9 protein-coding genes are annotated in these 13,411 nt (G+C 67.6%); 7 read left to right on the top strand and 2 right to left on the bottom strand.

What is annotated here, in order from left to right; translation table 11 throughout:
* The first annotated feature begins 13 nt into the window (after positions 1-13).
* Positions 14-922, top strand: coding sequence for a DUF2950 domain-containing protein (locus FOF45_RS05895; protein ID WP_158983053.1), 909 nt, complete (start codon positions 14-16; stop codon positions 920-922).
* 159 nt (positions 923-1,081) lie between these two features.
* Here FOF45_RS05895 and FOF45_RS05890 read toward each other — a convergent pair whose 3' ends face one another.
* Entirely contained in the window at positions 1,082-3,466 is a 2,385-nt protein-coding gene (locus tag FOF45_RS05890; RefSeq protein ID WP_158983052.1) for a S9 family peptidase, read from the bottom strand.
* Positions 3,467-3,615: 149 nt separating this feature from the next.
* Between FOF45_RS05890 and FOF45_RS05885 the strand changes: the two genes are divergently transcribed.
* The 4 genes from FOF45_RS05885 to FOF45_RS05870 all read left to right on the top strand — a co-directional run bounded on the left by FOF45_RS05885 (position 3,616) and on the right by FOF45_RS05870 (position 9,787).
* Entirely contained in the window at positions 3,616-5,019 is a 1,404-nt protein-coding gene (locus tag FOF45_RS05885) for a cytochrome ubiquinol oxidase subunit I (RefSeq protein WP_158983051.1), read from the top strand.
* Positions 5,019-6,032 (top strand): cytochrome d ubiquinol oxidase subunit II, encoded by a 1,014-nt coding sequence (gene cydB, locus FOF45_RS05880; RefSeq protein ID WP_158983050.1) that lies wholly within the window; start codon positions 5,019-5,021, stop codon positions 6,030-6,032. The genes FOF45_RS05885 and cydB overlap by 1 nt, the downstream gene beginning before the upstream one ends.
* 160 nt (positions 6,033-6,192) lie before the next feature.
* Positions 6,193-6,462: a YcgL domain-containing protein gene (locus FOF45_RS05875; RefSeq protein WP_158983049.1), complete on the top strand. Its 270-nt coding sequence runs from the start codon at positions 6,193-6,195 to the stop codon at positions 6,460-6,462.
* Positions 6,455-9,787, top strand: coding sequence for an ankyrin repeat domain-containing protein (locus tag FOF45_RS05870; RefSeq protein WP_425481895.1), 3,333 nt, complete (start codon positions 6,455-6,457; stop codon positions 9,785-9,787). The genes FOF45_RS05875 and FOF45_RS05870 overlap by 8 nt, the downstream gene beginning before the upstream one ends.
* 81 nt (positions 9,788-9,868) lie before the next feature.
* Here the strand turns inward: FOF45_RS05870 and FOF45_RS05865 are convergent, their stop codons facing one another.
* Complete coding sequence (locus FOF45_RS05865; protein ID WP_158983048.1) at positions 9,869-11,695, bottom strand: monovalent cation:proton antiporter-2 (CPA2) family protein; 1,827 nt, start codon at positions 11,693-11,695, stop codon at positions 9,869-9,871.
* A gap of 171 nt (positions 11,696-11,866) precedes the next feature.
* Between FOF45_RS05865 and FOF45_RS05860 the strand changes: the two genes are divergently transcribed.
* Both FOF45_RS05860 and FOF45_RS18505 read left to right on the top strand, forming a co-directional pair.
* The gene (locus tag FOF45_RS05860; RefSeq protein ID WP_158983047.1) at positions 11,867-12,583 is read left to right on the top strand and encodes a hypothetical protein; all 717 of its coding nucleotides are present in this window, start codon (positions 11,867-11,869) and stop codon (positions 12,581-12,583) included.
* Entirely contained in the window at positions 12,492-13,382 is an 891-nt protein-coding gene (locus FOF45_RS18505) for an N-acetylmuramoyl-L-alanine amidase (protein ID WP_425481894.1), read from the top strand. The genes FOF45_RS05860 and FOF45_RS18505 overlap by 92 nt, the downstream gene beginning before the upstream one ends.
* Positions 13,383-13,411: the final 29 nt, after the last annotated feature.

The raw sequence follows: 13,411 nt of genomic DNA, 5'->3' as shown, positions 1-13,411 counted from the left end.
AGGAGGAATGTCGATGAAGCGTCCGATCCAGATCACGCTGGCCCTGTTCGCCTTGCTGCCGGTCGCGTCCGCCTTCGCGCAGGACGCGTTTCCGACCGCCGAAGCCGCCGCCGACGCGTTCACCGCCGCGGTGCAGAGTCGTGACGAGGCGGCGATGAAGAAGGTGCTGGGCGCCACGTGGCGCGACTACATCCCGACCGAAGGCATCGACCGCGAGGACGTCGATGCGTTCCTCGCGCAGTGGAAGGCGTCGCACCGGGTCGTCGCCGACGGCGCGAAGGCGCAGGTCGCGGTCGGCAACGAGGGATGGACACTGCCGATCCCGCTAAAGCAGGACAAGGCGGGATGGCGCTTCGACACGAAGGCCGGCGGCGAGGAAATGCGCGTGCGCCGCATTGGTCGCAATGAGCTCGCTGTGCTGCAGGCGGTACAGGCCTATCGCGATGCGCAGCTCGACTACGCCGAGACCGACCACAATGGCGATGGCGTCCTCGAATACGCGCAGCGCATCCTCAGCAGCGACGGCGAGCACGATGGCCTCTACTGGCCCGACGACGACAGCAGCGACGTGAGTCCGCTCGGGCCACTGTTCGGCGACGAACTGCCCAAGGGCGATTACCTCGGCTACCGCTACCGCATCCTCACCGCACAGGGGGCGTCCGCGCCCGGCGGCGCGCACGACTATCGCATCGGCAACCGCATGACGCGCGGATTCGCGCTCGTCGCATGGCCGGCGAAGTACAACGACACCGGCGTGATGAGCTTCATGATCGGCACCGACGGACAGGTGTTCGAGAAGGATCTCGGTCCGAACGGCGAAGCGCAGGCGAAGGCGATGAAGTCGTTCGATCCGGACAGCAGCTGGACTGAAGCGAAGGATGATGCGACGCCGGCGACGGCGACAGCGGCGGCGACGCCCTGACTGACATCCCTCTTCCCTTGCGGGAGAGGGAAAGGCCGCGAAGCGGCCGAGGGAGAGGGGAGGGCGGTGCGGCAGCCCTCTCCCTGACCGCCTTCGGCGGTCTGTCCCTCTCCCGCAAGGGGAGAGGGACGGCGCAACGTTGGAGGGAGAAGCAAGCGCTTACTTCAGCGTCCGCTCGAACAGCTCATGGATGCGACGGTACTCGTCGTACCAGCTGTCCGAACGCGTGAAGCTGTGGCGTTCCAGCGGGTACGGCGCGATCTCCCACTTGTCCTTGCGCAGTTCGATCAGGCGCTGGGTCAGCACGACCGAATCCTTGAAGAACACGTTGTCGTCGATCATGCCGTGCGCGATCAGCAGGTTGTCCTGCAGCTTGTCGGCGTACTCGATCGGCGACGACGCCTTGTAGGCCTGCGGATCGAGTTCAGGCGTGTTGAGGATGTTGCTGGTGTACTCGTGGTTGTACTGCGACCAGTCCGCCACCGGGCGCAGCGCGGCGCCGGCCTTGAACGTGCCCGGCGAACGGAACAGCGCCATGAAGGTCATGAAGCCGCCGTAGGAACCGCCGTAGATGCCGGCGTGATCCTTGTCGCCCTGCTTGTTGGCGACCAGCCAGTCCAGGCCGTCCAGGTAATCCTCGAGTTCCGGATGACCCATCTGGCGATAGATCGCCGTGCGCCAGTCGCGGCCGTAACCTTCGGACGCACGGTAGTCGAGGTCGAGCACGACGTAGCCCTGCTGCACCAGCAGGTTGTGGAACATCTGCTCGCGGAAGTAGTTCGGGTAACGCTCCGACACGTTCTGCAGGTAACCCGCGCCGTGCACGAACATCACGATCGGATACTTCTTCCCCGGCTCGTAATTCTTCGGACCGTAGAACTTGCCCCACACCACGCCGGCGCCATGCTTGCTCGGCACCTGTACGTATTCGGGCTGGATCCATTCGCGGCCCTTGAACTCGGGCTTGCGCGTGTCGGTCAGCTGCGTGGCGGCACCACCGGCGGCATTCACCACCGACAGCTGCGGCGGCATGTAGCTGGACGAATGGCGCACGAGCACCTTCGAACCGTCCGGCGAGAGCGAGAAGTCCTCCACGCCGTCGAGCGAGGTGACTTCACGCACGTCGCCGCCACTGCGGTCGACCGCGCACACTTCGTAGTCGCCCGGCCACTTGCGGTTGCAGGTGAAGTAGAACGTGCGGCCGTCCGCCGACAGCGTCGGCGACGACACTTCCCACTTGCCCGACGTCAGCGCGCGCGACTTGCCGCCTTCGTTGACGTACAGGTGCGAGTAGCCGCTGCGTTCGGACAGGAACCACAGCGCATTGTCGCCGGTGAATCCGAACTCGTTGAAACCCCAGTTGATCCACGCGTTGTCGGTGAGGCGATCTCGCGTGACCAGCTTCGCGTTGGCGAGATCGACGCCGGCGATCCAGCGGTCCTTGTTGTCGATCGCGCGCACCAGCAGCGCGACCTGGCTGGAATCGGCGCTCCAGTGGATCGCCGGGCCGGAACCGTCGCCGTCGCTTTCGATGCGCACCGCGCGGTCGCCCTTGATCGGGTCCTGCTTCGCCGCCTTGCGCATCGCCGCGAGCGGATCGTCCTTGATGCCCGGCAGCGAATCGAACTTGACCTCGCTGGCCTTCGCGTTGGCGACATCGACCAGCCACAACTTGTGCGGCAGCGGCGCGTTGCGGCCGACGCGCGTGCGCACGTCCTCGAATTCCTCGTAACCCGACTCGGTCACGTACTTGGGCATCTTGCCGCCCTTGCCGGCGTCGGCGCCCTTGGTCGTCGTCACCACGAGCAGCCACTTGCCGTCGGGCGAAAGCGCGCTGTCGTCGATCGCCACGTCGTCGCCGAGGTACACCGGCGACGGAGCACGCGAGGGATCGGCGCGACGCCATGCTTCCTGCTGCTTCTTCGCGGCCTCGCGCTGGTCGCGGTCGGTCTTCAGCGTGGTCACCATCGCCAGCTGGCGATCGCGCAGATCGTCGGCCTTCGGCGCGGTGTTGGGATCCATCGAAGCCTTCACGATCGCCGCTTCGCTCGTGCCTTGTCCGGCACGCCACTGGAACCAGTCGTTGCCGCGGCGGAAGATGAGGTTGCCGTCGCTGCTCCACAGCGGCTGCGCCTCGTCCTCGTTGCTGCGCGTGACCTGGGTCAGCGCGCCGTTGCGCAGGTCGCGTACGAACACGTCACCGTTGCGCACGAACGCCATGCGCGTGCGTGCGGCGTCGATCTGCGCGCGCGGCGCGTCGAGGTCCGCGCGTGCGGCACCATCGAGCTTCGCCGCGGAGCCGCCGGCGATGCCCTGCTGCCACGTGTCGCGGATCGCCGCGCCTTCGCGCTTGAGCTGGTACTGCACGCGCTGACCGTCCCAAGCCCACCAGGCCTGTTCGACCGGCGGACCGATCCAGTCCGGATCGGCCATCGTTTCGGTCAGGGTGACCGGCGTCTGCGCATGCGCGGCGCAGGCCAGGAAGAGGGCGGACACCGCGAAGGCGGATGCGGCGGGAGCGAAACGGATGGGACGCGATGGCATGAGTTCGTACCGGCACGATTGGACAAAACCGGCGCAGCGTATCAGTCCCGAGCTTTGCCGGATCGGGTCATGCGTCATGGTCGGCCTTTCCTCTTCACATGACGCGGCGCACAATGCCGCCTCAGCGTGGTTAGCACCGGAGTAACGCCGTGGATGCCCTGCTGTTGTCGCGGATCCAGTTCGGTTTCGTGATCTCGTTCCACATCCTGTTCCCCGCCTTCACCATCGGCCTGGCGAGCTGGCTGGCCTTCGCCGAATGGCGCTGGCTGCGCACCCGCGACACCCTCTGGCGGGACCTCTACTTCTTCTGGATCAAGATCTTCGCCGTGTCCTTTGGCATGGGCGTGGTGTCGGGCATCGTCATGAGTTTCCAGTTCGGCACGAACTGGGCGACGCTCAGCGAGCAGGCCGGCAACATCCTCGGTCCGCTGCTCAGCTACGAAGTGCTGACCGCGTTCTTCCTCGAAGCGACCTTCCTCGGCGTGATGCTGTTCGGCTGGGGCCGCGTGAGCGAGAAGATGCATTTCGTCTCGACACTGATGGTCGCACTGGGCACGCTGATCTCGACGTTCTGGATCATCTCCGCCAACAGCTGGATGCAGACGCCGCAGGGCTACACGATCGTCGATGGCGTGCTCCAGCCCGACAGCTGGTGGGACATCGTGTTCAATCCGTCGTTCCCGCTGCGCCTGGCGCACATGGTGCTGGCGGCGTTCATCACCACGTGCTTCGTGATCGGCGGCGTCGGTGCGTCGTACCTGCTGCGTGGCGTGCACGTGGATGCGGGCAAACGCATGCTCAAGGCGGCGGTGATCTTCGCCGCGATCACGGTGCCGGCGCAGGTCTTCGTCGGCGACCAGCACGGTCTGAAGGCGCTGGAGTACCAGCCGATCAAGGTCGCGGCGATGGAAGGGCACTGGGAACACCAGCCCAAGGGCGAGGGTATTCCGCTGATCCTGTTCGCCGTGCCCAACGAGAAGGCCGAGCGCAACGATCTGGAAATCGCCATCCCGCAGGTCGGCAGCCTGATCCTCACGCACACGCTCGACGGCGAGATCCCACCGCTCAAGTCCGTGCCCGCGAGCGAGCGACCGCCGGTGAAGCCGGTGTTCTACGCGTTCCGCGTGATGGTCGGCGTCGGCACGCTGATGCTGGTGCTCGTGCTGTGGTCGCTGTATCTGTTCTGGCGACGCCGGCTGTACCAATCGCGCGTGGCGTTGCACGGCTGGCGCCTGCTGACGCTGGGTGGATTCGTCGCGATCCTCTCGGGCTGGTACGTCGCCGAGATCGGCCGCCAGCCGTACGTGATCTACGGACTGCTGCGCACCGCCGATGCGGTCAGCCCGATCCTCGCCGCATCGAGCGTGCTGACCTCGCTGATCGTGTACGCGGTGGTGTACGCGATCGTGTTCGGCGCCGGCATCTGGTACCTCACGCGTCTGGTGAAGAAGGGCCCGCTGCCGCACGAGCCGCCGCAGCACACCGCGGGCGGCGAGAAGACACCCGCGCGTCCGCTCTCGGCCGCGGGCGAGAACCTCGAGGAGGGCGTCTGATGGACATGGCGACCGTACTGCCGGTGATCTGGTTCGGCGTGATCGGCTTCGGCGTGCTGATGTACGTCGTGCTCGACGGCTTCGTGCTCGGCCTGGGCATCCTCGCGCCGTTCGCCGAGGACGAGCACCAGCTCGACCACATGATGAACACGGCCGCGCCGATCTGGGACGGCAACGAAACCTGGCTGGTGCTCGGTGGCGCGGGCCTGCTCGCGGCCTTCCCCAAGGCGTACGCGGTTGTTCTCTCGGCGCTGTACCTGCCGGTGCTGCTGATGTTGATCGCGCTGGTGTTCCGCGGCGTCGCGTTCGAGTTCCGCTTCAAGGCGCAGCGCGCCAAGCCGGCGTGGGGCGCGGCGTTCGCGCTGGGTTCGATGTTCGCCGCGTTCGCGCAGGGCGTGATCCTGGGCGCGCTGGTGGAAGGCATGCCGCTGCAGGACGGCAAGTACATGGCCGGCGCGTTCGGCTGGTTCAGTCCGTTCTCGATGCTGACCGGCGTGGCGGTGGTGTTCGGCTACGCGCTGCTCGGCTCGACCTGGCTGATCCTGAAGACCGAAGGGCGCATGCAGCAGATCGCGCGCGGACTGACGCGGCCGCTGGTGCTGGTGGTGGTCGCGTTCATGGGGCTGGTCAGCGCGTGGCTGCCGTTCCTCGACTCGCGGATCATGGCGCGCTGGTTCGAGGGCGCGAATTTCTGGTGGCTGGCGCCGGTGCCGCTGCTGGCGTTGTTCAACGCGTTCGCGCTGTGGCGCGCGGCGATGCGCCAGGGCCGCGATGCGGCGCCGTTCGTGCTGACGCTGTGCTTCTTCGCGCTGGGCTTCGCCGGCCTGGTGCTGGGCATCTGGCCGAACATCGTGCCGCCGGGCCTGACCATCTGGGATGCGGCCTCGCACCCGTCCTCGCAGGGCTTCGTGCTGGTCGGCCTGATCGTGCTGCTGCCGGCGATCCTGGGCTACACGTACTGGTCGTACAGCGTGTTCAAGGGCAAGGTCGCGCCCGACGCCGGTTATCACTGAACCCGCCCGCGATCCGGCCGCGCCCTGCGCGGCCGCGACGGGGTGCTCGGACACGGCCTTTACGCAGGCCGAATCGCGGTTGCCGAATCTGCTCGTTGCGCGGGTATGCTGTGGCGAACATTTCGCCGCGCCTTCCCCCAGCGCGCCGCTGCCCCGACCGATGCAAGCCTACGTATACAAGAGCCTCCGCAAGGCCGACACCTACGTCTATCTCGCCACGCGCGACGACTTCGCTCGCCTGCCCGAACCGCTGCGCACGCAGCTGGGCACGCTGCAGTTCGTGCTCGAGGTCGCCCTCACGCCGGAGCGCAGACTCGCCCGCGAGGACGCCACCGTGGTCCGCGGTAACCTCGTCGAACGCGGGTTCCACCTGCAGTTCCCGCCGACCGTGGAAGATCCGATGAAGGAGGACTGGGGCACCGATGCCTGAGCCGACGACGTCCTCCCGCCGGCCGGGCGCGCCGGCTTCCTTGCCGATGCGCGCCGGTGCGCTGCTTGCGGGCGGCGTCGTGCTCGGACTGCTCGCCGGTCTCGGCGGTGCGGTCGCGGCCGTCGCTGCCGTCCTAGCCCAACCGTTGAACGCGCTCGGCGTACGCGCCTGGCGCGACGGCGGCCTGCCCGCACGCCGCGATCTCCTTCGCGACGGCGGTTCGCTGCTGCTGGCCTGGGTCGCGGCCACGGCCGTGCTCGCCGCGGTGGTCGCATGGCCGCTGTCGTCGCTGCTTGGGACCGGCTCGCTCGCCGCGGCCCTGGGCCTGAGCGCGGTGGTCGGCGTGGTCCTGCTCGGCCTGTGGCGCGTGTGGCCGCTGTGGCTGGGCCTGGAACGCGAAGGCGGCCCGCTGCGCGAGCACTGGCACGCGCTCGGTGAACTCGAACTCGGCGCGTGGCGCGGACTCGGCGTGGCGGCGATCGTGCTGGCCGCGGCGCTGGTCGTCCTGCTGCTGGCGTGGCCGGGCCTGCTCGGTACCGGCGCGCGCTGGACGCTCGCCGCGCTGTTCGCGCTCGCCGCGCCCGCGCTGCACGCGCTGCTGCAACAGACCGAACCGGCCGAACCGCTGCCCGGATTCGCCTATGACGACGAGGACGACGACGAGGACGAAGAGCCCGCGATCGCCGTCGCCGAAGGCGAGCCGATGGCCCCGGCGCTCTATGCCGCCGCGCGTGCCGGCCGCGTCGAACGCGCGATGGAGCTGATCGAACTCGGCGCCGACGTGACTGCACCGCCGCCGGCGGACGACCGCGACCAGCGCAATCTCGCCGTACTTGCCGCGGTGTTGCCCGACCTGCGCCTGCTGCGTGCGCTGATCGCGCACGGCATCGACCTCAATGCCAGCCACGCCGGCGTGACGCCGCTGCTGGCCGCCACCCGCGACAGCTGGCACGGCCGGCCGGACGCGGTGATGACCCTGCTCGCCAACGGCGCCGACCCGCGCCTGACCGACGCGGAAGGCAACACGCCGCTGCACCACGCCGCGCGCAGTTCCGACCCCGGCGTGGCCGCGCTGCTGCGCGATGCCGCGGCCGACCTCGATCCGCTCAATCGCGACGGCCAGTCGCCGCTCGGCGTGGCCTGCGCGGTCGGCAACTGGCGGCTGGCGAAATTCCTGCTGGAACGCGGCGCGCGCCCCGAGCCCGCGGGCGGCCAGCCGGCGCTGCTCGCCGCCGCCGGTGGTGAGGAAGACGATGCAGCCGGCGTCGGCCTGCTGCTCAAGCAGAAGGCCAAGGTCGATGCGCGCGATCGCCGCGGTCGCACCGCGCTGCATGAGGCTGCGTTCGCCGGACATCTCGAAGTCGTGACGACGCTGCTGTCGGCCGGTGCCGACGCGGGCATCCGCGACGAAGACGGACGCACGCCGTTCCTCGAAGCCGCGCGCGGTGGTCGCCTCGAGGTGATCGAGCGTCTACTCGAGCACCTCCCGCGCCGCGGCGCGGAAGCAGCGACGAGCGCCGATGCGCGCAGTCGCAATGCGCTGGTGCTGGCGTGCATGTCCGAAGCGCCGTCGCCGGAACTGGTGCAGCGCCTGATCGACCTGGGCGTCGATGCCGAGCAGCGCGACGTCGAAGGCAAGCGCGCCATCGATCGCGCCGCCGAGGCCGGTCGCTGGTCGCTGGTCGCCGCGCTCGATCGCGCATATCCGCTGCCGGCCGCGCTGAGCGGGGACGTCGAGGACGACGCGCCGCTGCCCGACCGTGCACCCACCGTGCTGCTGCGCGATGGTCTGCGCGACGGACGCGCCGAACAACTCGGCGGACTCGCCCAGCTGCTGAGCGCGCGCGAACGCGGGGCGCTTCTGCACGACGAGGACGCCGTTGCCTCCGCCGAGCGCGTGCAATGGCTGCTCGCGCAGGGCGCCGACCCGGAAGTGCGCGACAGCGAAGGCGATACGCCGATGCAGGCGCTGCTCGCGCGCGGTCCCGAAGCCGAGCCGTCGGTGCGCGCGCTGCTGCGCCACGGCGTCTCGCCGGCCGGTGCCGGCGGTCTGGCGCGCTTCCTCGCCGCGTGTCACGCCAGCGGTCGCGACGTGGAGAACCTCGAATCGCTCGCGGTGGAGCTGCTCGAACGCGGCGCCGATCCGTTCGGACGCTCGCCCGCGGGCGATCCGCCGCTGGCGCTGTCGGTGCGACTGGCGTGGACGCGCGTGATGGATCGTCTGCTTGCGATCGGCTCCGACCTCAACGCACGCGACAGCCACGGCATGAGCGCGCTCCATCTCGCCGCCGCGCTCGGTCGCGACGGCATGCTCAAGCGTCTTGTCGCGGAAGGCGCCGCGCCCGACCTGCTCGCCGCGGACGGCCAGACCCCGCTCGGCGTGGCGCTGGCATCGGGTCGCCGCGATCTCGCCGACTGGCTCGACTGGCGCGGCTGGCCGCTGCCGCGGCGTCCGTTGCACGCGCAGGACGTACCGGCCGCTGCCATCGTCGGTGATGCGGACGCGGTGCGCCGTCTGCTTGACCTCGGCCTTCCGGTCGATGCCGTCGACGCACAGGGCTGCACGGCGCTGCTGCGCGCGGCCGGTGGCGGTCATCGCGCCGTGGTCGACCTGCTGCTCGCGCGCGGCGCCGATCCCGAACTTGCCGCGCATTCCGGTGCGACCGCGCTGTCGGCGGCGGTGAGCATGCGCCACGCCGAAATCGTCGATCGCCTGATCGCCGCGGGCGCGCCGCTGGAACAGCGACTGCCGGGCGATCTCACGGTGTTGATGGTGGCTTGCGCGCTCGGTCTCACCGACCTCGCCGCGCGCCTGCTCGCCGCAGGTGCCGATGTGCAGGCCTGCGACTCGCAGGGACGCCAGGCGCTGCATTGCGCGGCGATGTACGGCTTCAACGCGCGCGAACGTTCGCGTCTGGTTGCTTTGTTCGACACGCTGCTGCTGGCCGGCGTCGATGCCGACCAGCCCGCGGCCGGCGCGACGCCGCTGTTGCTGCTGCTCGGCGCGCGCGCCGAACCCGGCAGCGCGGCCGACGAGGACGTGCTGATCGCCGGCCTGCAGTTGCTGATCGACCACGAAGCCTCGCTCGACGCCAAGGACCCGCGCGGCTTCGGCCCGCTGCACCTGGCGGCGCTGCACGGCCTGCTGCGCGTGGTGCAGTTCCTGCTGCGCGCGGGCGCCGATCCGGACCTGCGCGATTCGCTCAACCGCACGCCGCGCGAGATCGCGGTCATGCGTGGTTTCATCGACATCGCCGCGGAATTCGCGCCGCCGGCGCCGGGGCAGAACGTGTCGATGGCGCGCTTCCTGCGCGATCCGCGCTGAGCACCGCACCGCGCCGGACAGGCGCGGTGCCTTCGCAACCCGTGAATACGCATCGCGTGCCGGCAGATGGCCGGCGCTGCGTCATTCCTCTTCGTCGACCGCTTCCTTGCGCGCCGCATCGGCGATCTCGCCGAGAACGCCCGTGCCGAAGTCGGCGTTGAACAGTTCTTCCAGTTCGCGCCGCGCATCCTGTGTGGATTGCAGCAGCGCATCCTCGTCGTCGCGGATCAGGTACTGCGCGCGCAGCAGGCGCTGGTCGTGGTCGCGGAACGTTTCGGCGTGGTTGCGCGCGACGTCTTCCGGAATGCCCAGCTCCACCAGCACCTTCTCGCCCATCCTCAGGCTGCTGTAGAAGGTCTCGCGCACCGCGCGCGCACCGAGGTCCATCAGCTCCCATGCATGCCGGCGATCGCGTGCGCGCGCGAACACCGTCGCGTCCGGATACAGGCGGCGGATGGTGCGCACGGTGTGCAGGCTTTCCTCGACGCCGTCGATCGCGACCACGAACACGCGCACGCCGGCCGCGCCGGCCGAGCGCAGCAGGTCGGGCCGCGCGGGATCGCCGTAGTACACGGGGTTGCCGAAACGGCGCACGAAATCCACCTGGTCGGCGCTGTGCTCGATGCCGATGAAGGGCGTCTTCTGCGCGACCAGCAGTCGCGCGACGATCTGGCCGAAGCGGCCGAAGCCGGCGATCAGCACCTTGGGCTGATGATCGGGAATGGTGTCGAACGGACGCGTTTCCTCTTCGCGCGTCTTCGCCAGCATGCGTGCGACGGCGATCACCAGCAACGGCGTGATCGCCATCGACATGCCGACCGCGGCGACGAGGCGGTCGCGCGTGGGGTCGTCGATCAGCCCCGACTTCACCGCTTCGTGGAAGATCACGAAGGCGAACTCGCCGCCGAGCGCGAGCACCGCGCCGAGCCGCAGGGATTCGCGCGAGCCGAGTCCGCCGGGACCGCGGCCGACGCCATAAAGGATGATGAACTTCACCACCACCAGTGCGAGCACGAGGCCGACGATCAGCAACGGCTCCGAGAGCACGCGCTGCAGGTCGATGCTCATGCCAACGGCCATGAAGAACAGGCCGAGCAGCAGGCCCTTGAATGGATCGATCTGCGATTCGAGTTCGTGCCGGTATTCGGAATCGGCCAGCAGTACGCCGGCAAGGAACGCGCCCAGGCCCGCCGAGAGCCCCGCGCCCTGCATGATCCACGCGGTGCCCAGCACCACCAGCAGCGCTGCGCCGGTGAACACTTCCGGCATCTGCGCGCGCGCGACCACGCGGAACATGTGGCGCAGCACGACGCGTCCGCCGACGACCACGATCGCGATCGCGCCGAGCGCCTTGACGACTTCCTGCCAGCTAAGTTCCGTATCGACCGCTGCGCCGCGACCGAGCAGGGGAATGGCGGCGAGCAACGGGATCGCCGCGAGGTCCTGGAACAGCAGGATCGCGAAGCCGAGGCGGCCGTGGTCGCTGGTCATCGCCTTGCGCTCGGACAACAGCTGCAGGCACACCGCGGTCGACGAGAACGCCAGACCCATGCCGACCGCCAGCGCCGCTTCCCAGGTCATGCCCGCGAGCATCGCCGCGCCGCCCAGCACGAGCGTGCTCAACACCACCTGCGCACCGCCCGCGCCGAAAATCGGCTTGCGCATCACGCGCAGTCGCGCCGGCGACAGTTCCAGGCCGATGACGAACAGCAGCATCACCACGCCGATCTCGGCCGCGGCGAGCACCTTGTCGGCATTGGTGACGAAACGCAGGCCGTACGGTCCGAGGATCACGCCCGCGACGAGATAGCCCAACACCGCGCCGAGACCAAAGCGCTTGAACACCGGCACCGCGATCACCGCGGCCAGCAGGAAAACGAGTGCCAGTTCGAGACCGCCGCCGTGCATTCAAACCTCCGTGTAGAAATTATGCGCGCCGATTGGGGAATTGTCTTATGGCTCCTTGATGGGGTCCAAGGCAGCGTTGTCCGGCAGGCGGCATTGCCGTGCACGGACTTCATTAGTTGCACGCCACGGCCGTATGCAAAGACCACTCACCTACTGCACGGGAAGGCAAGAATGGAAGCATTCAAGGGCATATTGGCCAGATCAATCGTGCTTGCTGTAGCGCTGGCCGCCGCCAGCATGTCGGCTCTGCCCCAAGTGAAGGCCAGCGAAGTTCCGGCGAGGGCGTTGTCGGCTAAGAACAGGGTGGCGATCGAGAGGATGCTCAGCGTCGAGCTTCAGAAAATCGTGGATCGCCAAGAGCGCATCGAAGGGCAAGCGAAGTACGCGTCGGTCAACGTCACGCTGGACACAAATAGTCGAGCGTTGATCATCAATCTGAGCAAGAGCTACGTTCCAAAGTTCAACGGAGCGGCCTTCGAGGATCTTCAGCACGAACTGAGTACGGCTGCTTTGGAGCTCCTGAGGGACATCATTTCCATCGACGGCGTCAGGTATCGGTTCGATGGACGGCCGATCGAGTACTACATCCCAGATGTATTGCCGCCCGCGAGTCATCGCGCCCGCGTACTGTCGGTGCAACCTAGGAAGGTGGCTGTCTCGGCCGGTCATGGCGTGTACTTCCATCATGGGTTCAACGATTGGCGTCCACAGCGTGATCCCAGTAATGGGGTCACGGAGGACTTCATTACGCCGACATTCGTCACGGAGCTTGGGGCATTCCTCGCGTCGAGGAGCGGTGTCGTTGTGGCGAACCCAAGGTCGACCAGCGGGGTCCTTCATTCGCCGAGCGGGCAGTCGTGGTGGAAGATGGGCGCTCGCTCGCTATAGCTTGCAGGGGCAATATCCAGGTAATCCAGAGATATGGCATTCGTTGCCTGGATCGACAGACGGGTTGCGAGAACGGGATGAGGATATACGCAGCAGGCCGCTCTTCGCGAATCATGTCGGCGCTAGCACCCTTATTCACGTCCATACGAATGCTGGCGATCCTTTGGCGCGCGGGACGCGAGTTTTCATTCAAGAAGGGCGCATTGCGGATGCCCAGCTCGGTGCGAGCATTCTTTGTTACATGAGAGAGCAGATTCAATCGCTTCCAGCGTACACAGCATTCCCAGTGCAAACGGCGCCGCAGTACGACAACTACGGCGAAAATCGGCTTGCCACAATGCCGTCCGTAATAGTCGAGGTCGGATTCCACACCAATCCGACCGATGCGGCCGCACTTCAGAACGCTACTTTCCGGTCTGCCGCGATGCGCGGGGTTGAAAAAGGCTATCGACTCAACTCCGAAGGGAGGACGGGCTGTACGCCATTTGCAATCAGCAGTATTCCTTCCTCTCCCGGAAAGTATTACCAGGACTTCCCGGTGAAGTACTACTTCACGGGCTACCCAAGATTCCCCGTAACGCTTAAGACGACCAATGTAAGTTGTCCTAGTGGGTGGACGTGCAGTAACAAGTCCACCAGTTACGCCAGGGTGGTGCCTTCGCCGTTGACCTCCAACTTCTATTGCACAGCACAGTCGACCACGCCAGCGGCCACTTTCAAGTGGCGGACGACCCTTGTCGATGCTGATGGTGTGGCCACGAAACCGGTCGATCACACGACGACCTGTTCCCCTCGCTGAGCGGGCATCTTCATGCCCCAAAAAGAACG

The organism is Lysobacter panacisoli (assembly GCF_009765165.1).
In the GTDB taxonomy this organism is placed as follows: Bacteria; Pseudomonadota; Gammaproteobacteria; order Xanthomonadales; family Xanthomonadaceae; genus Lysobacter_J; species Lysobacter_J panacisoli.
This window is presented reverse-complemented; position numbering and strand designations above follow the sequence as displayed.